Annotated in this window: 22 protein-coding genes and 1 pseudogene; 11 read left to right on the forward strand and 12 right to left on the reverse strand. The window is 65.5% G+C overall.

Annotated features, from left to right (window positions below; genetic code table 11):
- Positions 1-120: 120 nt before the first annotated feature.
- Genes N5A93_RS15105 through lpxK form a run of 3 tightly spaced genes read left to right on the forward strand, consistent with a single transcriptional unit; the run spans position 121 to position 2,585 of the window.
- Positions 121-363 (forward strand): DUF4170 domain-containing protein, encoded by a 243-nt coding sequence (locus N5A93_RS15105; RefSeq protein WP_268955928.1) that lies wholly within the window; start codon positions 121-123, stop codon positions 361-363.
- 6 nt (positions 364-369) lie between these two features.
- Positions 370-1,584 (forward strand): 3-deoxy-D-manno-octulosonic acid transferase, encoded by a 1,215-nt coding sequence (locus N5A93_RS15110; RefSeq protein WP_268955929.1) that lies wholly within the window; start codon positions 370-372, stop codon positions 1,582-1,584.
- Positions 1,584-2,585 carry a tetraacyldisaccharide 4'-kinase gene (gene lpxK / locus N5A93_RS15115; RefSeq protein WP_268955930.1) on the forward strand — a complete coding sequence of 334 codons (1,002 nt, stop codon included), beginning with the start codon at positions 1,584-1,586 and terminating at the stop codon, positions 2,583-2,585. The genes N5A93_RS15110 and lpxK overlap by 1 nt, the downstream gene beginning before the upstream one ends.
- A gap of 125 nt (positions 2,586-2,710) precedes the next feature.
- Here lpxK and N5A93_RS15120 read toward each other — a convergent pair whose 3' ends face one another.
- The 3 genes from N5A93_RS15120 to N5A93_RS15130 are packed head-to-tail and all read right to left on the reverse strand — an operon-like array spanning position 2,711 to position 5,017.
- Entirely contained in the window at positions 2,711-3,823 is a 1,113-nt protein-coding gene (locus N5A93_RS15120) for a CaiB/BaiF CoA transferase family protein (RefSeq protein ID WP_268955931.1), read from the reverse strand.
- Positions 3,823-4,488 carry a DsbA family protein gene (locus N5A93_RS15125; protein WP_268955932.1) on the reverse strand — a complete coding sequence of 222 codons (666 nt, stop codon included), beginning with the start codon at positions 4,486-4,488 and terminating at the stop codon, positions 3,823-3,825. Before N5A93_RS15125 ends, N5A93_RS15120 begins: the two co-directional genes overlap by 1 nt.
- A gap of 19 nt (positions 4,489-4,507) precedes the next feature.
- Entirely contained in the window at positions 4,508-5,017 is a 510-nt protein-coding gene (locus N5A93_RS15130; RefSeq protein ID WP_268955933.1) for a DUF721 domain-containing protein, read from the reverse strand.
- An 81-nt stretch (positions 5,018-5,098) separates the two neighbouring features.
- Here N5A93_RS15130 and N5A93_RS15135 point away from each other — a divergent pair, with 81 nt between their 5' ends.
- The 6 genes from N5A93_RS15135 (at position 5,099) to N5A93_RS15160 (ending at position 9,917) form a co-directional block, all read left to right on the forward strand.
- Positions 5,099-6,160: an A/G-specific adenine glycosylase gene (locus tag N5A93_RS15135; RefSeq protein ID WP_268955934.1), complete on the forward strand. Its 1,062-nt coding sequence runs from the start codon at positions 5,099-5,101 to the stop codon at positions 6,158-6,160.
- A 42-nt stretch (positions 6,161-6,202) separates the two neighbouring features.
- Entirely contained in the window at positions 6,203-7,351 is a 1,149-nt protein-coding gene (locus N5A93_RS15140) for an alkane 1-monooxygenase (RefSeq protein ID WP_268955935.1), read from the forward strand.
- 60 nt (positions 7,352-7,411) lie between these two features.
- Complete coding sequence (gene trmD / locus N5A93_RS15145; RefSeq protein ID WP_268955936.1) at positions 7,412-8,233, forward strand: tRNA (guanosine(37)-N1)-methyltransferase TrmD; 822 nt, start codon at positions 7,412-7,414, stop codon at positions 8,231-8,233.
- Positions 8,234-8,284: 51 nt separating this feature from the next.
- Positions 8,285-8,671, forward strand: a complete 387-nt coding sequence (gene rplS / locus N5A93_RS15150) for a 50S ribosomal protein L19 (RefSeq protein ID WP_268955937.1) — start codon at positions 8,285-8,287, stop codon at positions 8,669-8,671.
- An 11-nt stretch (positions 8,672-8,682) separates the two neighbouring features.
- A complete protein-coding gene (gene rpmE / locus N5A93_RS15155) occupies positions 8,683-8,904 on the forward strand; it encodes a 50S ribosomal protein L31 (protein WP_268955938.1) in 222 nt (73 codons plus the stop codon).
- A gap of 203 nt (positions 8,905-9,107) precedes the next feature.
- On the forward strand, positions 9,108-9,917 hold the full coding sequence (locus N5A93_RS15160; protein WP_268955939.1) for a division plane positioning ATPase MipZ: 810 nt from the start codon (positions 9,108-9,110) through the stop codon (positions 9,915-9,917).
- A gap of 20 nt (positions 9,918-9,937) precedes the next feature.
- Here the strand turns inward: N5A93_RS15160 and N5A93_RS15165 are convergent, their stop codons facing one another.
- Genes N5A93_RS15165 through fdhD form a run of 4 tightly spaced genes read right to left on the reverse strand, consistent with a single transcriptional unit; the run spans position 9,938 to position 14,115 of the window.
- Positions 9,938-12,064: a molybdopterin-binding protein gene (locus N5A93_RS15165; protein WP_268955940.1), complete on the reverse strand. Its 2,127-nt coding sequence runs from the start codon at positions 12,062-12,064 to the stop codon at positions 9,938-9,940.
- A complete protein-coding gene (mobB, locus tag N5A93_RS15170; protein ID WP_268955941.1) occupies positions 12,061-12,552 on the reverse strand; it encodes a molybdopterin-guanine dinucleotide biosynthesis protein B in 492 nt (163 codons plus the stop codon). Before mobB ends, N5A93_RS15165 begins: the two co-directional genes overlap by 4 nt.
- Positions 12,549-13,193 carry a molybdenum cofactor guanylyltransferase MobA gene (gene mobA, locus N5A93_RS15175; RefSeq protein ID WP_268955942.1) on the reverse strand — a complete coding sequence of 215 codons (645 nt, stop codon included), beginning with the start codon at positions 13,191-13,193 and terminating at the stop codon, positions 12,549-12,551. The genes mobB and mobA overlap by 4 nt, the downstream gene beginning before the upstream one ends.
- Before the next feature lie 31 nt (positions 13,194-13,224).
- Positions 13,225-14,115, reverse strand: a complete 891-nt coding sequence (fdhD, locus tag N5A93_RS15180; RefSeq protein ID WP_268955943.1) for a formate dehydrogenase accessory sulfurtransferase FdhD — start codon at positions 14,113-14,115, stop codon at positions 13,225-13,227.
- 53 nt (positions 14,116-14,168) lie between these two features.
- On the opposite strand from fdhD, the gene N5A93_RS15185 reads away from it, so the two are divergent.
- Positions 14,169-14,891, forward strand: a complete 723-nt coding sequence (locus tag N5A93_RS15185; protein ID WP_268955944.1) for an AzlC family ABC transporter permease — start codon at positions 14,169-14,171, stop codon at positions 14,889-14,891.
- Positions 14,888-15,214 (forward strand): AzlD domain-containing protein, encoded by a 327-nt coding sequence (locus tag N5A93_RS15190; RefSeq protein ID WP_268955945.1) that lies wholly within the window; start codon positions 14,888-14,890, stop codon positions 15,212-15,214. The genes N5A93_RS15185 and N5A93_RS15190 overlap by 4 nt, the downstream gene beginning before the upstream one ends.
- 33 nt (positions 15,215-15,247) lie before the next feature.
- Here N5A93_RS15190 and N5A93_RS15195 read toward each other — a convergent pair whose 3' ends face one another.
- From N5A93_RS15195 to N5A93_RS15215, 5 genes and pseudogenes are all read right to left on the reverse strand, one after another.
- Positions 15,248-15,871 (reverse strand): hypothetical protein, encoded by a 624-nt coding sequence (locus tag N5A93_RS15195; protein WP_268955946.1) that lies wholly within the window; start codon positions 15,869-15,871, stop codon positions 15,248-15,250.
- 38 nt (positions 15,872-15,909) lie between these two features.
- A complete protein-coding gene (locus tag N5A93_RS15200) occupies positions 15,910-16,044 on the reverse strand; it encodes an aa3-type cytochrome c oxidase subunit IV (protein ID WP_268955947.1) in 135 nt (44 codons plus the stop codon).
- 103 nt (positions 16,045-16,147) lie between these two features.
- A pseudogene (locus N5A93_RS15205) lies at positions 16,148-16,593 on the reverse strand (DUF6173 family protein).
- A gap of 6 nt (positions 16,594-16,599) precedes the next feature.
- A complete protein-coding gene (locus N5A93_RS15210; protein WP_372921268.1) occupies positions 16,600-17,649 on the reverse strand; it encodes an MBL fold metallo-hydrolase in 1,050 nt (349 codons plus the stop codon).
- Positions 17,646-19,364, reverse strand: coding sequence for an acyl-CoA dehydrogenase (locus N5A93_RS15215; RefSeq protein WP_268955948.1), 1,719 nt, complete (start codon positions 19,362-19,364; stop codon positions 17,646-17,648). The genes N5A93_RS15210 and N5A93_RS15215 overlap by 4 nt, the downstream gene beginning before the upstream one ends.
- Positions 19,365-19,391 lie beyond the last annotated feature (27 nt).

Here is a 19,391-nt window from a genome sequence, read left to right on the forward strand (position 1 = left end):
CGTCTGGTGGCGGGTTTTCCCGGCCCCGTCAAGGCACCCGCGCCGCAGGCGCCATTCGCTTGACCCTGATCTGCAATCGAATACCCTGCGCCGCAGCGCAACCCGGACAAGGATTTTCCCATGGCCCAACGCCTGCACCTCGTCTTCGGAGGAGAGCTGGTCGATCCCAGCCGCAATGTCTTCAAGGATGTCGACGACCTGCATATCGTCGGGATCTTCCCGGATTATGAATCGGCCTATCACGCCTGGAAGGCCGAGGCTCAACGCACCGTCGACAACGCGCATATGCGCTACTACATCGCGCACCTTCATCGCCTGCGCGAAGAAGACTCCGAAGCTTCGTCAACCGAAGAACTGCGATAAACCACGATGCGGCGGTCGCTTAGCCTTGCGGCATACCTGGCTCTTGCGCGCCGCGCGGCACATGAACCGGTCGCTCCGGCAACCGCGCGCCCCGAGGGCGAACTGGTCTGGGCGCATGCCACGGAGCCCGCGCATCTGGACGCGCTGCAGCAGCTGGCCGAACGGCTGGCCATGCTGCGACCCGGTCTGAATATGCTGATCACGTCTCGCGGCATCGGTCCCGAGCCACTGAAATCCAAGCTCGTCATGCACGAGACCTTGCCGCCCGACAACCTGCCCGAGGCCAAGGCTTTTCTCGATCACTGGCACCCGGATATCTGCCTGTGGACCGGGGGGGATCTGCAACCGGCCTTCATTACCGAGGCCGATGACCGCGACGTGCCGCTTTACCTGATCGACGCCGAAGAGGCGTTGCTGGAAAAGTCATCCTGGCGCTGGTTTCCCGACATGCCGCGCGCGCTGCTTGGGCGCTTTGCGCTGATCCTGTCGCGCTCGGCGAACACGGCGCGGTTCCTGCGGCGTCTTGGCGTGAAGGATGCCGAGATTTCAGTGACCGGCCCTTTCCAGGAAGACGCTTTGGCCTTGCCCTACAGCGAATCCGACCGCGAGGAACTGGCGACGCTGCTGCGGGGGCGGCCTGTGTGGCTGGCGGCGATGTTGCAAGTTGCCGAACTGGATGTCGTGCTGGAGGCGCATCAGGCGGTCAGCCGGCTGGCGCATCGGGCGCTGCTGGTGGTGGTACCGGACGAGCCGGATGACGGCCCGGCCTTCAGGGACCGTCTGGAACAAGACGGGCGGCGCCATGTGGTGTGGTCCCGGGGCGCGATGCCCGAGGAAACCACACAGGTTCTGCTGGCGGATACCTATGGCGAGATGGGGCTATGGTATCGCCTGGCGCCGATCACTTTCATGGGCAGTTCGCTGCAATCCGGGCAGTGGGGGCGCGACCCCAACGAGCCTGCGGCGCATGGGTCGGCCATTCTCTATGGGCCGAATGTGCGGCGGTATCTGTCGAGTTATTCGCGGTTTGCCGAGGCCGGTGCCGCCAGAATCGTGCGGGATGCGGAGACGTTGGGGGCGGCGGTGAAGCGGTTGATACCGCCGGATCAGTCGGCCGCGATGGCCCATGCCGCCTGGGACGTGGCCTCGCAAAGTGCTGGAGTCACTGACAAAATCCTGGATCTCGTCCAGGACACGCTAGACATCATGGGGGCGCGGTGATGCGGGCGCCGGGATTTTGGTTCACGCCACCGGGAAAGCCGGCCCTGATGGCGCGGATCCTGGCGCCGCTGGGGGCGCTTTACGGGGCCGCCACGGCACGAAGAGTGACCCAGAATCCAGTCTATGCACCTGATATTACAGTGATTTGTGTGGGCAACATCAATGCGGGCGGCACCGGCAAGACGCCGACGGTGATTGCCTTGGTGCAATACCTGCAAGACATGGGCAAAACCGTGCATGTGGTATCGCGCGGGCATGGCGGCGCATTGGAAGGGCCGGTCGAAGTTCTGGAAAAAACCCATACATCCCAAGATGTTGGCGACGAACCCTTGCTGATCGCGGCGTTCACGCGGGTCTGGATCGCCAAGGAGCGGGCGAAGGCGGCGAAACAGGCGGTCGAGGCCGGGGCGGACGTGCTGGTGATGGATGACGGACACCAGAACCCATTGATCCGAAAGGATATTTCCATCGTTGTCGTGGATGCCGCGACGGGGTTCGGCAATGGCCGCTGCATTCCGGCAGGGCCGCTGAGAGAGCCGGTCGAGGCAGGTCTCAGGCGCGCCGACATGGTCCTGTCGATCGGCGGCACTTCACAGCAGGAAAGTTTCCGCGAGAGCTGGGGAAGGGCCATCGACGTGCCCCATATGACGGGCCATCTTGCGCCGCTGGAGACCGGGATGGACTGGACCGGAACACGGTTTCTGGCCTTTGCGGGCATTGGCCATCCGGCGAAGTTTTTTGCGACACTACAAGTACTTGGCGCCGAACTGGTGCGGACCGAGGCGCTGGAGGACCACCAGCCGCTGACCCAGGCCTTGATGGGGCGGCTGGAGGCGGAGGCGAAGCTGCTGAATGCGCAGCTTGTGACCACCGAGAAGGACGCGGTGCGCCTGCCGCAGGGGTTCAGGCAGAAGGTTCTGACCCTGCCGGTGCGGTTGCAGATCGATGATTGGACTGCGCTTGATGCGGCGCTGGAACGGGTCGGGCCAAGCGGCGGCTGACCGGGCCTGAATTCAGTACAAAACGTCCGTTTTGTACGGCGGTTTTGTACCGAAATCAGAGGTCGCCCCGGATATTTCGTACAAAACCCCGAAAACCCCGGATTCGGCCCCCCGAAATCCGCGCCTCAGCCGTCCTCGTTCAGGCGGGGTGAGGGACGCTTCAGCGAGAGTTCGGCATCCGAGAAGCGGAAGGGCGAGCGCACGCCGGGCACCCCGTCGAGGTCCACCCGCATCCCGCGGGCCTGCACCTGGGGGTCGTCGAAGACTTCGGCGAGGTCGTTGATCGGACCGGCGGGCACGCCATGCGCCTCGCAGGTGGCGAGGAGGTCGGATTTGGAAAAGGCCAGCGTGCGGTCGGTCAGGATTTCGTCAAGCTGTTTGCGGTTGGATACCCGTGCGGGATTTGTCGCGTAATCCGGATCGGCGGCCAGACCGGGACATCCCAGAAGATCGCAGAAGCGCGCGAACTGCGCGTCATTGCCCACGGCGACGATGATGTAGCCGTCGGAACAGTCGAACACCTGGTAGGGAGAAAGGTTGGGATGAAAATTGCCAAGGCGCCCCGGCGGCGTGCCGGTGGAGAGGTAATTCATCGCCTGATTGGCGGTGACCGAAACCGCCACATCGAGCAGCGCCATGTCGATATGCTGGCCGCGCCCGGTGCTGGCGCGCTGATGCAGGGCGGCAAGGATCGCGGTGGCGGCATAGACGCCGGTGAACACATCGGTCACGGCGACGCCGACCTTGGTGGGCTGGCCTTCGGGATGGCCGGTGATCGACATGAGCCCGGACATGCCCTGAATGATGTAATCGTAACCGGCGCGATGCGCGTAAGGCCCGTCCTGCCCGAAACCGGTGATCGAGCAATAGATGAGGCCGGGATTGATGGCGGCGAGGCTGTCGTAATCGAGCCCGTATTTCGCCAGCCCGCCGACCTTGAAATTCTCGATCACGATATCGGCGTCGCGGATCAGGTCGCGCACCTGCGCCTGCCCTTCGGGCGTGCGGAAGTCGTTGGCGATGCTGGCCTTGCCACGATTGGTGCCGTGGAAATAGGCGGCGGAGCGGTCGCCCTCGCGGGTGATGAAGGGCGGACCCCATTGGCGGGTGTCGTCGCCTGCGGGGCTTTCGACCTTGATGACCTCGGCCCCGAGATCGGCGAGGGTCTGACCGGCCCAGGGGCCGGCCAGGATGCGGGCAAGCTCGACCACCTTGAGGCCGGACAGTGGAGAGGTCATTACTCGGCCAGTTTCTCGTCGATGATCGTGCTGATTTCTTCGTAGGACATGTTCGAGTATTTCTCGCCGTTGATCACCAGCGAGGGGGTCGAATTGATGTCATGCTTTTCGGCGTTCTGCTGGAACCACGCGACAAGCGTCTTGGCCTTGTCCTGATCGGCGAGGCAGGCATCGACCTGATCGCCGTCAAGACCGGCGACCACGCCGATCTTGCGCAGCCGGTCCGCGATCCCAACCGCGTCGCCCGAGCCGATCCATTCCTTCTGCTGGTCGTAGATCATCGAGATGGTTCCGAAATACCGGTCCTTGCCGCCGCAGCGCGCCACCAGCGAGGCCCAGAGGCCGAAGCGGTCGAAATAGACATCGCGGTGGATGAAGTTGATCTTGCCGCTGTCGATATAGTTCGCCTTCAGTTTCTTGAACTGGTTGGCGTGGAAATCGGCGCAATGCGGGCAGGTGAAGGAGGCGTATTCGATCACCGTGACCGGCGCGTCGGGATTGCCCCGGTTCATTTCGACGACCGAGGAAGTGTCGACATCGCCGGCGTCCTGCGCGTTGGCGGCGAAGGGCAGGTCGGGCGGCGTGGCGGAACCGGCGGTGAGCCAGTAGGCGCCACCGGCGACAAGAACAAGGCAGAGGGCCGCGATTGCGGTCAGTCGGGTCATGGTGATCCCCTTTTGAGTGTCAGCGTTTCGTCTTGGATAGAACGTTCCGCCCGAGGGCTTCAAGCGCCGTTCGCAGGCCCGTGTCGCCGATCGGGGCGACAAGCGAGTGCGCGCGGCTCTGCGTTTCGGGGTCGGGCGCGGGCGGCGCGACGGATTTCGGGCGGTGATCGAAGCTGGCCTGCCCTTCGGAAAAGCCGGTGGGCGCGGTCTGCGTGATGCGGATGCGCGCGATGGCCTTGTAGCCATAGACGGTGTTCACCTTGTCGCGCAGCGTTTCCTTCTGCATTTCCAGCATCGGCGCCTGCGCGCCCGTGGTCAGCACCGTCAGCACCGCGCCCAGCCCGTGACTCCCGTAAGATACATTGACGGGCCGGGCGATGGCGGCGATATCCTCGCCGACGATTTCGGGCCAATGTGTCAGAAGGCGCGATTGTGCAAAGCCACGCGATTCAGAGGCGCGCCGCACCCTGCCCTGCACAAGCTGGGCGGTGCGCTTGAAACCCCGTGTGGTGCTTTCGCGCTTTGGCATGGTGGCATCCTCGAATTGGCGCCTATCTTAGGGCATGTGGCGGGCCTTGCCAGCGTGAAAACCGCCCGCAGGAGATAACGAATGTGTGAGCGCGCCGGGGCGGCGGAAATCCTTGATTGGTATGACAGGCATGCGCGCGCCCTGCCATGGCGCGTGGGGCCGGAGACGCGCGCGGCCGGTGTGCGGCCCGATCCCTACCGCGTGTGGCTTTCGGAAATCATGCTGCAACAGACCACCGTGGCCGCCGTGATCGGTTATTTCGAGCGGTTTACCGCGCTCTGGCCCGATGTGCGGGCCCTGGCGGATGCGCCCGAGGCGCAGGTGATGGGGGAATGGGCGGGGCTTGGATATTACGCCCGCGCCCGCAACCTCGTGAAATGCGCCCGCGTCGTGGCGCATGAGCTGGACGGGGTGTTTCCGCAGGAGCGCGCCGCGCTTGAGGCGTTGCCGGGGATCGGCCCCTATACGGGGGCGGCGATCGCGGCGATCGCCTTTGACGCGCCCGAGGTGGTGGTGGATGGCAATGTGGAGCGGGTGATGGCGCGGCTTCACGACATCCGCACGCCGCTGCCCGCCGCCAAGCCCGAGATCAGGGCCGCCGCCGCGGCGACCACGCCGGATGCGCGCCCCGGATGTTATGCGCAGGCGGTGATGGATCTTGGCGCGACGGTCTGCACGCCGCGCGCGCCGGCCTGCGGGATCTGTCCCTGGCGCGCGCCCTGTGCGGCGCGCGCGGCCGGTGTGCAGGGGGAATTGCCGCGCAAGGCCGCCAAGAAACCAAGGCCGCTGCGCCACGGCATCGCCTATGTGGCGCGGCGCGAGGATGGCGCCTGGCTTTTGGAGCGGCGCCCTGCAAAGGGGCTTCTGGGCGGGATGCTGGGCTGGCCGGGAAGCGAATGGAGTGACGCGCCAGAGCCTGCGCCGCCGCTGGACGCGGAGTGGCAGGAGCTGCCGGAGGAGGCGCGCCATGTGTTCACCCATTTCGAACTGCGCCTGAAGGTCCGCGTGGCGCGTGTGCCGGTGGATCGCATCGCCCTGCGCGGTGAATTCCATCCGGCTGCGGCGTTTCGCCCGTCGGATCTGCCCACCGTGATGCGCAAGGTGTTTGACCTTGCCCGTGGAAGGCTGGAAAATGCGCGCTGAAACGTGCGCCAGTTGTGTTGTTGCCCCGCAGGAGACCTGTGCATGATACCGTCAGACCAAGTTGCCAAGTTCCGCAATGCCGCGCCGTTCTGGATGTCGTTGATCCTTGTGCCCGTCGCGCTGACCGGCGCGCTTTACGGGGGGTGGACGGTGATCCTGTTGCCTCTGGCCACATGGTACCTGTTCTCGATCCTCGATGCGATCCTGGGGCTGAACCTGGAGAATGCGGATCTCGAGACCGGCGAGGACCAGTTGAGCTGGTACAAGGCGATCACGATCATCTGGGCGCCGGTGCAGTTCGTGCTGCTGTTCTGGATGATCTGGTATGTCACCGGGCCGGGGGATGCGCATCTGTCGCCGCTGGAAACCATCGTGCTGTTCTTCGGCGTGGGGGTGATCAGCGGGACGGTGGGGATCGTCTACAGCCATGAATTGATGCATCAGAAGGACCGGGGCGAGCGGTTTCTGGGCGATGCATTGCTGGCGATGGTGCTTTATTCGCATTTCCGCTCGGAACATCTGAGGGTCCATCACCCCTATGTGGGCACCGCCCGCGATGCGGTGACGGCGCGCTATAACGAGGGGTTCCACCGCTATTTCGCGCGGGTGCTGCGCGAATCGCCCTTGTCGGCGTTCCGGTCGGAGCAGGCGATGCTGGCGCGCAAGGGCAAGAATTGGACCGCGCCTGAAAATCCGTTCTGGCGGTATCTCGGGCTGCAGGCGTTCATGCTGCTGCTGGCGCTGCTGGTGGGGGGCTGGACGGGGCTGTTGCTGTTCATCTGGCAGGCGGGCGTCGCGATCTGGCAGCTTGAACTGGTCAATTACGTCGAGCATTACGCACTGACGCGCAAGCATCTGGGCGAGGGCAAATACGAGCATGTCAAACCGCATCACAGCTGGAACGCGGCGCATAAGGCGTCAAACTGGCTGCTGATCAACCTGCAACGCCATTCGGACCACCATTACAAGCCCGACCGCCGCTTTCCGCTGCTGCAGAACTATGACGAGAGCGAAGCGCCGCAATTGCCCTATGGCTATCCGATCATGACCATGGCGGCGATGATCCCGCCGGTCTGGCGGCGGGTGATGAACCCGCGCGTGCGCCAGTGGCGCAAGACCTATTACCCCGAGATCACCGACTGGGCGCCCTATAACAAGGCCGATCTGCCGATGCCGCGCGGGTCGGCCTGAGGCGGGCAAGGCGCGACTCGGCCTTGCCTCGGACACGCGCGGGGGCTAAGCCCATGCGCCATGAGCGATGCACCCAGATCCCACGGCCGCAAATCCATCCGGGCCAGCCTGCAACCGCAGGAGTTGATGGCCCACAACCCGCGCCTTGCGCGGGCGTGGCGTGCACAGGTGATCACCCTTTTTCCGCAGGCATTTCCGGGCGTGCTGGGCGAAAGCCTGACCGGCAAGGCCCTGAAAGACGGGCTGTGGCAGCTTGAAACCACCGATCTGCGCCCGTTCGGCGAGGGCAAGCATCGCAATGTGGATGACACGCCCGCAGGCGGCGGCGCGGGCATGGTGCTGCGCCCCGACGTGATGGGGCGCGCCATCGAACATGCCCGGAGCGAAGCGCCCGAAGGCGCGCCGATCCTGTATCTGAGCCCGCGCGGGCGACGCTTTGATCAGGCGATGGCGCAGCGCCTGTCCGAGGCCCCCGGCGTCACGCTGATCTGCGGGCGTTTCGAGGGCATGGACGAGCGGGTCATCGAATATTACGGCATCGAGGAGGTCTCGTTGGGCGATTTCGTCCTGACCGGGGGCGAGATCGCCGCTCAGGCCTTGATTGATGCGACGGTCCGACTTATACCGCGCGTGCTTGGGAATCAGGCATCGACGGAAGAGGAGTCCTTTTCCGAAGGTCTGCTTGAACATCCCCAGTATACGCGACCAGCCGTCTGGAAGGGCCTGCCGATCCCCGAAATTCTTCTTTCGGGCCATCACGGGCATATAACCTCCTGGCGGCGCGCAATGGCCGAAAGGCTGACAAAGGAACGACGACCTGATCTCTGGCGGGCTTACCGTGATACACATGGTAGGGACCCGGACGAAGACCAAGAGCTCTGAGGCGGCACCAAACTTTGCGGATGAAACCGCAAGCATATAGGAGAAATAGCGATGGATCTGATCGCTCAACTGGATGCCGAGCAAATCGCAGAGCTTGGCAAGACCATTCCGGATTTCAAGGCCGGTGACACGATCCGTGTCGGTTACAAAGTCACGGAAGGCACCCGTTCGCGCGTGCAGAACTTCGAAGGCGTCTGCATCAGCCGCAAGAACGGCGCCGGCATTGCCGGCAGCTTTACCGTGCGCAAGATTTCCTTCGGTGAAGGTGTGGAACGCGTGTTCCCGCTCTATTCGACGAATATCGACAGCATCGACGTCGTGCGCCGTGGCCGCGTCCGTCGTGCCAAGCTGTATTACCTGCGCTCGCGCCGGGGCAAATCGGCCCGGATCGCCGAGGACAGCACCTACAAGCCCAAGAAAACCGACAAGTCGGCATAAGGAGCGGCACGATGAAAAAAGACATCCATCCCGATTATCACCTCATCGACGTCAAGCTGACCGATGGCACCATCGTGCAGATGCGTTCGACCTATGGCGCGGAAGGCGACACCCTGTCGCTGGATATCGATCCGTCGGCGCACCCGGCCTGGACGGGCGGCAGCTCGCGCCTGATGGACACCGGCGGCCGCGTGTCGAAGTTCAAGAACAAGTATTCGGGCCTCGGCTTCTGAAACCGGGCAGCCTGCTGCAAGACCGAACGCCGTCCCGGATCGGGGCGGCGTTTTTCATGCCGCCCGGCAAAGGCGCGGCAGCTGTGCCACAGGGGCCGCAACCTGCGGCGACACGGCAACACGGTCTTTGCAAAACCGTCCCTCGCGGATAGAGTGCGTTCAATCAAAAACGGCCCCGAGCAGGGACAGAGGAACCAGGACACATGGCCCATATCATCGTCGTCGGCAACGAGAAGGGCGGCGCAGGCAAATCCACCGTTTCGATGCATGTCGCCACGGCATTGGCACGCATGGGTCACAAGGTCAGCGCGCTGGATCTGGATCTGCGCCAGAAGACATTCGGCAGCTATGCCGCGAACCGCAAGCGGTTCCTGGAAAAGTCCGGCATGAGCCTGCCCAGCCCCTATTACCACGATCTGCCCGAGGTCGATCAGGACAGCCTGAAGCCCGGCGAGAACGTCTATGACCGGCGCCTTTCGGCGGCGGTGGCCGAACTGGAACCCGACAGCGATTTCATCGTGATCGACTGTCCCGGCTCGCACACGAGGCTGAGCCAGGTGGCGCATAGTCTGGCCGATACACTGATTACGCCGCTCAATGACAGTTTCGTGGATTTCGACCTGCTGGCGCATGTGGACAGCGACGGGATGCGCATTCTTGGGCCGTCGGTCTATTCCGAGATGGTCTGGAATGCCCGCCAGCTGCGCGCGCAGGCGGGGCTGAAGCCGATCGACTGGGTGGTGGTGCGCAACCGGCTCGGGGCGCAGCAGATGGTCAACAAGAAGAAGATGGGCGATGCGCTGGAAAACCTTGCGCGGCGCATCGGTTTTCGCACCGCGCCGGGGTTCAACGAGCGGGTGATCTTCCGCGAGCTGTTTCCGCGCGGGCTGACGCTTCTGGATCTCAAGGATGTGGGTGTGAAGCAGCTCAACATCTCGAATGTCGCCGCGCGCCAGGAGCTGCGCGACCTGATCCGGGCGCTGAACCTGCCCGGCGTCAACGCGGATTTCTGAACAGGGGCGGCGTTGCCGCGTCAGAGAAAGCCTGAAAAGGGCAGGTATCGCACCGGCGTGCCGGGGGTGATCCTTGCCGCGCCGTCGGGCAGTTCAACCAGCCCTTCGGCCCAGCTCAGCCCGCTGATGCGGCCCGATCCTTCGGAGGGGAAGACCTCGGCGCGGCCATCACGCATGCGGGCGCGCAGATATTCGCGCCGCCCCGGTTTCTTGGTCTTGGAAAAGGCGGCGGGCAGGTCGAAGCCCTGCGGTTCATGCCAGCCTGCCCCCGCGAGCAGGCCCATGGCGGGACGCGCGAAGATCAGCGTGCAGACCAGCGCCGCCACCGGATTGCCGGGCAGGCCGAAGACCGGTGTGTCGTTCCAGAGGCCAAGCGCCAGCGGGCGGCCCGGTTTGACGGCGATGCGCCACTCAGCCATCGCACCGGCCGCATTGAGCAGCGCCGAGACATGGTCTTCGTCCCCCGCCGATGCGCCGCCCGAGGTCAGGATCACATCGGCCTCGCGCGCGCCGCGGTCAAAGGCGGCGCGCAGGGTGTCGCGGTTGTCGGGGATGCGGCCAAGGTCAAGCGTCTCGAAGCCGAACTCAGCGGCCAGCCCCAGAAGCATGGGGCGGTTGGCGTCGAATATCTGCCCCGGCGCGGGGGTGTCGCCCGGCTCGATCAGCTCATCCCCGGTCGATATGACGGCGACGCGCAGGCGCTGGCGCAGCGGCAGGTCGGCCAGCCCGGTGGCCGACGCCAGCGCAAGATCGGCCGGGGTCAGGCGGCGGCCAGCGGCAAGGATGGTCTGGCCGGGTTCCACATCTTCGCCGGCGCGGCGGGTATTGGCGCCGGGGCGGATGCCGGGGCGAAAGGCGATCTGGGTGTCACTGGCGGTCACGTCCTCTTGCAGGATGACGGTATCGACGCCCTCGGGCAGCGCCGCGCCGGTCAGCACCCGCAGCGCATGCCCCGCGGGCACGGTGCCGTCAAACGGCACCCCCGCCGCCGCACGCCCCGGCAGGAGCGGCAAGAGCTGGTCGCCGCCCCCCAGGGCGCTGTGGGCGAAGCCGTAGCCGTCGACGGCGCTGTTGGGCTGGGGCGGGTTGGCGCGCCGTGCGGTCACGTCCTGCGCCAGGATGCGGCCAAGCGCCTTGCCAAGGGGCGCGCTTGTGGTGGCGACGACCGGGTGCAGGCGGTCGCGCAGCAGCGCCAGCGCGTCATCGACCGGGGTCCAGTCGACACCGGCGGGCAGCGCGAAACAATCGTCGCGCAGGGGGGGCGGGCGCAGGTCAGTGCCGTGCTGCGCCGCGGCTTGTTCCAGCTTCTTTTCGTGGCCAAGGCCCATGATCCAGCCCTCCTCGGCGGCGTCGCAATCCAGCATGGCGATGAGGTCGCCCCGGGGCAAGCGCGCAAGCGCGACCGCCAGCAGATCGACCTGATGAGCGTCGCGGATACCGCCGCGCGCGGTGGCGCGTTTTACCGCGCCGTCGATCAGGGTCGGCCAGATTTCGGCAAAGATCACGGGCGCGCCGGCAAGGGGCTGGAAGGGCCAGACCGCCACATCCGGGGCGAAGCGGCGGCGCAGCCGTTCGAGCACGGGCAGGCCCATCAGCACCTGAGAGCCGACCGCTCCTGCCCCGGCCAGTTGCCAGCAAGTGAAGCTGCCGCGCGCGATCCGTTCGGCGGCGCGGCGCTCGGGAAAGGGATTGGCGTAATCCGCCTTGGTGCGCGGCAGGCCCGGCACATCGAGGGCAGGCCGCCCGTTGCCCCAGAACGGGCCGCGCCCACCGCCAAGGGCGCGGTTGATCGCACCGGCCAGGGCAAAGCGGTTATTGGCGCGGGGGCTGTCCTCGATCCGGGCCTCGAGCCAGTGCCAGACGGCCAGCGTATCGGCCCGGCCCGTGAGCGCGGCGGCAAAGCCTGCTGGAAATCCGAAGGGAAAATCGAAGCCGATGAGCAAACGGCGGCCCGCCGTGCGTTCGGACTCGATGAGGGTTTCGAGCGTTTCCTCGGCCTCCAGCCGGTTGCGCAGGTAGCGCGGCGGCGGGCGTTGCGCCTCGCCTGCACGCGCCAGACCCAGCCAGATCGCATCGCGGCGCGGGCGCGCCCCAGTGTCGTTGCCGCCAGACCAGTCGACGATGGCGACGCTGTCAAAAGGGGTCAAAGCCCGACCTCGGACAGGATGAAATCGGTAATCGCGCCGGTATCGTCGAGATCGAAGACAGGGCGGTCAAGATCCAGCGGCACGTCGCTGGCCACGGCGCGGATCGTGGGATCATCCGGCGCGATCAGGGGATTGCCGGTGATGGCGCGGTGGGCTTCGATCTTGGGATGGGAATCGCGCTTGTAGCCTTCGATCAGGATCAGATCGACCGGCGCGAGCTTGTCGAGCAGTTCGGCAAGCGGCGGCTCGGGCTCGTCGCGCAGCTCGTGCATCAGGGCGAAGCGGTTGCGCGAGGCCAGAAGCACCTCAGTCGCACCGGCGACGCGGTGGCGGTGGCTGTCCTTGCCGGGGTGGTCAACGTCGAAGGTATGATGGGCGTGCTTGATGGTGGAGACACGGAAACCGCGGCCTGCGATCTCGGTGACGAGTCGTTCCATCAGCCCGGTCTTGCCGGCGTTCTTCCAGCCGACGACGCCGTAGATCTTCATGTGCTGGCCTCCGGCATCGCCCGTGCCTTCGCGAGGTCTTCGGGTGTGTTGACGTTGAAGAAGGGATCGCCAGGCGTATCGAACAGCGCCTCGCGACCGTCATGTTTCTCGGTCCACAGAACCACCTTGCGCAGCCCGCCCGAAAGCGCCGCGCGCAGATCGTCGCGCAGCGCCACGGGCCAGAGCCCGAAGGTCGGATGGCGCACGAGGCCCGAACGGGTCATGGAACGGGTGCTTTCGCCTTCGGGACGTGGCGTGGCGGCCAGCGCAAGCGGGTGGGTCATGCCCTCGGCGGCCAGCAGCAGGCGCGCAACGAGGTCGCAGGGAAAGAAGGGTGTGTCGGCGGCGACGGTGACGATGGTTTCGGCCCCCTGCCCGGCGGCCCAGTCGAGCCCGGCCAGAACCCCGGCCAGCGGGCCGGGGTGATCGGCGATGCTGTCGGGCAGGACCGGCAGGGCGAAACGCGAAAGGCGCGCCGGATCGCCATTGGCATTGAGCGCCATGCCCGCCACCTGCGGTTCGAGCCGGTCGATCACATGATCGAGGATGGTCCGTTCGCCAAGGGACAAAAGCCCCTTGTCGCCGCCGCCCATGCGGCTGGCCTGCCCTCCGGCCAGGATCACGCCAAGCGGCTGGATCATGCGGCGCCCCGGATGGTGCAAAGCGACGGAGTCATGTCGGCGCGCCCTTGCGGCGGTGCTTGTGGTCTTCCTCGGGGACACTGGCGGGGTCGGCATCGCGCAGCAGCCGTTCCTCGCCCGAGAGGCAGACAAAGCGCTTGCCGCGCATCCGGCCGATCAGGGTCAGCCCGACCTGACGGGCAATTTCGACGCCCCATGCGGTAAAGCCCGAGCGCGAGGCCAGCACGGGGATTCCCATGAGCGCCGTCTTGATGACCATTTCCGAGGTCAGGCGCCCGGTCGTGTAAAGCAGCTTGTCGCCGGGGCCGACGCCTTCGGAGAACATCCAGCCGGCGATCTTGTCGACGGCGTTGTGGCGGCCCACGTCCTCCATGTAGACCAGCGGGCGGTCGCCTGCGCAGAGCACCGTGCCGTGGATCGCCCCTGCCTCAAGATAGAGCGAGGGGGTGCGGTTGATCCGCGAGGCGAGCGCATAGAGATCCGATGTGCGGACCTGAAGATCGGGCAGCGCCACCTTCTCGAGCCCTTCCATCATGTCGCCGAACACCGTGCCCACGGCGCAGCCCGAGGTGCGGGTTTTCTTTTTCAGCTTCTCTTCATAGGTGGTCTGACCATCGGTGCGCACGACGACGGTTTCCAGATCCTCGTCGTAATCGACGCGATGCACGGTTTCATCTGCGCGCAGCATGCCCTGATTGCGCAGGAAACCGAGCGCCAGGTATTCGGGATAATCGCCGATGGTCATCGCCGTCACGATTTCCTGGCCATTGAGAAAGATGGTCAGCGGGCGTTCCTCGACCACGGAAATATGCACGGGGGTGCCATCGTGATCGACGCCGTCGACGCCGCGCGTCAGGCGCGGGGCGGATGGATCGGGCGCGATGATGTAGCCGGACAGATCGTCGGATCTCGCCAATTGCATCTCCCTGGGGTTCGGTCTAGGCGGGTGTCATGCGAACAATCTAGGACGTAGACGTGGCGACGGAAACCTCCAAATCCATCTTCTGGCAGGGTGTGCGGGACGGCTCGCCCTTCATCCTGGTGATCGTGCCGTTCTCGACCCTGTTCGGGGTGGTGGCGACCGAGGCGGGGCTCAATGTGTTCGAGACGGTGGCGTTCTCGTTCCTGGTGATCGCGGGGGCGGCCCAGTTTACCGCGATCGAGCTGATGCGCAACGATGCGCCGACCCTGATCGTGATGGTCTCGGCGCTGGCGGTCAATCTGCGCATGGCGATGTATTCGGCCTCGCTGACGCCCTATCTGGGCGAGGCGACCTTGGGGCAGCGGGCCTGGGCGGCCTATTTCACCGTCGATCAGACCTATGCCTGTTCGGTGCTGAAATTCGATGAGCGGCGCGACTGGACCATCGGACAGCGGCTGACCTATTTCTTCGGGGTGGCGGCGCCGATCTGCCCGCCCTGGTACCTGTTCACCGGGGTCGGCGCGATGATCGGCACGGCCATTCCCGAGGGGCTGGCACTGGATTTCGCGATCCCGATCACCTTCCTGGCGCTGATCGGGCCGATGATGCGCACGCGCGCCCATGTGGCGGCGGGCTTTGTTTCGGTGCTGAGCGCGCTGGTCTTTGCGTTCCTGCCGTTCAACCTTGGCCTGCTGGTGGCGGGGGTGCTGGGCATGATGACCGGCGCGCAGGTCGAACTGATCGACAAGCGCAGGGCGGAAAGGCGTGCGGCATGATCGACAAGGGCGAATTGTGGCTGGTGATGATCGTGCTGGGGCTGGGCAGTTTCGGCCTGCGTTTCGTGTTCACCGGGCTGATCGGAGACCGGCCCTTGCCGCCGTGGATCCTGCGGCATCTGCGCTATACGGCGGTGGCGGTGTTGCCGGGGCTGGTGGCGCCGCTGGTGCTCTGGCCGCAGGCGACGGGTGGTGCGCCCGATGCGCCGCGCCTTGCGGCTGCGCTGGTCACGATTGCCGCCGGTGTTCTGACGCGCAACATGCTGCTGGCGATCTTTCTTGGCGCATCCACGCTTTATGGCGGGCTTTACCTGCTGGGATAGGGCCGGGAGAGTGATCGGCGCGGGCGGGCCGGATCAGCCGCCGGTCGCGGCTTTGGCGACGCGGTTGGGGTCCCAGTCCTCCAGCACCTTGCTGTTGTCGTCGCTGTCATACTCGCGCAGCACGCGCCCCGTGACGCCGGGCAGGGCGGCGAAGGCTTCGGAGAGACGGACCGGCGACCATGTGGTGGCGATCGCCTCGGGATAGACCTGTGCGAGGATGGTCGAGGTCGCGCGCGCGCAATGGGCCGAAGGGACCGGACCATTGGATTTCGCCAGACGCATCACGCGATCGGCGGTGTCGGGGCTGACATCGAGTTTCTGGACGCGCACGCGGAAGGTTTCACGCGCGTGATAGCGGGTATAGACATCCTCGACCTGCGGGGTGATGCCGAAAACCACGTCGTTTCGCTCGGGCAGGGTTTCGTGCTTGAACGACCCGGCGGGATCGAAGATCACCCGCTCTGAGCCGTTTATCATCAACGAGCTGTGCGCCCCGGCGCCGCTCTGGTTGTTAATCATCGTGTAGAGGGTCAGGCGGGGCGGGCCGCTGTGCCGGTAGCTGGCTTTCGCCACGGCCTCGTCAGGCGCCCAGACTTCGGCGGCGGTGCAGCCCGCCAGATTGAGCGCGGCGCAGACCGCAATCGCCCACCCACGCATTGCCGGCCCCCCTGCCCGCGACGCCGCCAACCCTTGTCTCAGGCGTTGACGAGCGCCACGAAGATCAGAAACGCGACAATCGCAACGCAGGACCATGCGACAATCCTGACGAAACCTTCGAAGGTTTTTTCCTGCACTTCGATGTTCATCTCGCCATGCTTGTGATCTGCCATGTTTCCCGTGTCCTTCATGTTCGCCGTTGCGGTGAAAATCAGCACGTTGGATACTGCATTTCTCAAGGCCTGTCACCCTCCAAGCTGACGCAGGTGACGGGCCTTATCCGAGGTCCTCGAAAAGGCGGAAACCGATGCGGCGGGGGGTTCCTGTTCGATGCGTTTGGGCAGGGCGCGCAGCATCACGTTGAGCTGACTGACATGCTGCACAAGCTGATTGCGCGCGCCGCTGGCATCGGTGCCGTAGAAGGTCACGATGTCGGGCTCGAAATAGCCCATCCCCTCGATGCGCAGCACGCCGGCATCGCCGCCGGTGAAGCCCATGGCCACCTCATGCGCGTTATCGAGCTGTTCCTCGAAGTTCTTGATGTAGAGAATCAGGCGTTCGTAGGCCCATTCGGCGGGGCTTTTCTGTTCGAGGGATTTGCGGCGCATCTTCTCGGGAAGTTCTTCGCAGGCGGGGGCGTCGGGGTCGGAGTGAACCTCGTGGCGGCGCGGCAGGGCGTCGCCCTCGTGATATTCCGCCGAGGTACGGATTTCGTCATCCACATGCGCCTAACCTTTCGCCTGCCAGAGCCATGCGCCATCGGCGGCGCGCGTCGTGCGTGTCACCTCACCAGCGTGATGGAGGTGATTGAGATGCGCAAGCGCCTCGACCAGCGCCAGACCGTAGGTGCCCTCGTCGATCCGGCGCTTGAAGAGGGGCGCAAAACATTCGGCGGCGGTCTTGGGGCTGGCGAGATGCGCGCGCAGACGATCAAGCCCGCCATGGTGATTCTCGATCAGCTGGCGCATCCGCACCGGCAGGCCGGTAAAGGGCAGCTTATGGCCCGACAGCACAAGATGATCCTGATGCGCGAACCCAGCCAGCCGACCGCAGGATTCGAGCCACTCGGCCAGCGGATCGGCATCCGGCTCGGTCGGGTAGATGCCGATATTGGGGCTGATCGAGGCGATGATCTGATCGCCCGCGATCACGAGATTGTCGTCGCGGCTCCAGAGGGTCAGGTGCTCGGGGGCATGGCCATGACCGATGTGAACGTCCCAGACGCGCCCGCCCGCGCGCAGGGTGTCGCCCTGCTTTACGCGGGTATAGCCCACCGGAATCGGATGGCAGCGATCGGCGAAATTGAACGGACGCGCGGATTTACGCGCCTCGTATATGGCGGGGTCCATCCCGGCACGGCGCCAGAAGGCCAGCGCCTGATCGCTGGGACGTTCCTCGACATCGAGGATCAGCATCCGCGCCATGAGCCAGGCGGTGCGGGTCGTGACGAGTTCGGCGCCGAACCGCTCCATCAGCCAGCCCGCCATGCCGATATGGTCGGGGTGGTGATGGGTCAGGACGACCCGCGACACGGGCCGCCCCTGAAGCGGCCCGGCCAGCAGTTCTTCCCATAGCGCGATGGTGCGGCCGGACTGGAGCCCGGTATCGACGACGGTCCAGCTGTCGCCTTCATCGAGGGCGTAGATATTGACGTGATCGAGCGCCATCGGCAACGGCAGGCGAATCCACAGCACGCCGGGGGCGACCGTGATCGCCTCGCCCTCGTCCGGCGCATCGCGCCACGGATAGCGCAGGGGTTCCGAAATGCCGTCCATCATGTGCAGAAATCCTCTGGCGTGAGCGCATAAAGCCCGTCCGCCCCGGCGGTGGCATGGGCCAGAAGGCCCTGATGTTCGGGCAGAAGGCGGGTGATGTAGAACCGCGCGAGGCGCGTGCGCACGCCGGCGGTCTCCTCGGCCATGGCGGCGGCAAGGTGGTAATGCCCGCCCAGCACCCGCGCGAAGGCCGAAAGAAACGGCGTGGCCCCGGCAAAGCGCTGGTTGAGATCGGAATTCGCCAGCATCCAATCGAGCGCCTCGCGCAGGGTTTCGGAAGCCTGCCAGACCGGTTCTGCAAGGTCGGGAAGCCGGGCGCGGGCGGTTTCAGCGCGCGCTTCGATCTCGTCAAGAAGCGCATGGGCAGCCTCGCCCCCGTCCATCAGTTTGCGGGCGACAAGGTCCATCGCCTGAATGCCGTTGGTGCCTTCGTAGATCGCGGTAACGCGCACGTCGCGCAGGTACTGCGCGGCGCCGGTTTCCTCGATATAGCCCATGCCGCCATGCAGCTGCACGCCAAGATCGGCCACCTTGATGCCGGTATCGGTGCCGAAGGCCTTGGCAATGGGGGTCAGGAGCGCGGCGCGCGCCGACCATTCGGGGGCCTGGGTCGCGGTTTCCATGTCGATGGCGACGGCGCAATCCAGCGCGATGGCACGCGCGGCGAAGGTTTCGGCCTTCATAACCGCCAGCATCCGGCGGATATCGGCATGGTCGATGATCGCGCCGGTGCCGTCCTTGAGCGGGCTGCGGCCCTGCTTGCGGTCCTGCGCATAGGCCAGCGCATGCTGGAAGGCGGCTTCGGCCACGCCGATGCCCTGCCCCCCCACGCCAAGGCGGGCGTTGTTCATCATGGTGAACATGGCGCGCATCCCGTCATGTTCGCGCCCTACCAGCCAGCCGGTCGCGCCGTCATACTGCATCACGCAGGTCGGGCTGCCATGCAGGCCCATCTTGTGTTCGAGGCTGACCACCGAAAGGTCATTGGCCCGCCCCGGCGCGCCGTTTTCATCGGGGATGAACTTGGGCACCAGAAAAAGGCTGATCCCCTTCGTGCCCGGCCGGCCATCGGGCAGGCGGGCCAGCACGAGGTGGCAGACATTCTCGCAAAAGTCGTTGTCGCCCCAGCTGATATAGATCTTCTGCCCGGTGATCGCGTAGCTGCCATCGCCATTTGGTTCGGCCCGCGTGGCCAGCGCGCCGACATCCGACCCGGCCTGCGATTCGGTCAGGTTCATGGTGCCGGCCCATTCGCCGCTGACCAGTCTGGGAAGGTAGAGCGCCTTGAGCTCATCGCTGGCGTGATGTTCGAGCGCCTCGATCTGGCCCTGGGTCATCAGCGGGTGAATTTGCAGCGCCAGGCAGGCGGCGCTCATCATTTCATTGACCGAGGCGGTCAGGGCCATGGGCAGGCCCATGCCGCCATGGGCCGGGTCGGCGGCGATCGACACCCAGCCGCCCTCGGCGATGGCCTTGTGGCCTTCGGCGAAACCCGGCGAACTTCGCAGAACGCCGTTTTCCAACCGCGCCGGGTGAAGATCGCCCGTGCGTTGCAGCGGTGCCAGCACCGTTTCGCACATGCGGCCCGCCTCGGTCAGGATGGCAGCGGTCATGTCGGGTGTGGCCTCGGCAAAGCGGTCGGTGGCGGCGACCCGCGACAGGCCGACGACATGGTCGAGGATGAACTGGTAATCCTGAACGGGTGCGCGATATGGCATCACCCTGCCTCCTGTCCTTGTGCGGCG

It is taken from the genome of Roseovarius salincola, assembly GCF_026891095.1.
GTDB lineage: Bacteria > Pseudomonadota > Alphaproteobacteria > Rhodobacterales > Rhodobacteraceae > Roseovarius > Roseovarius salincola.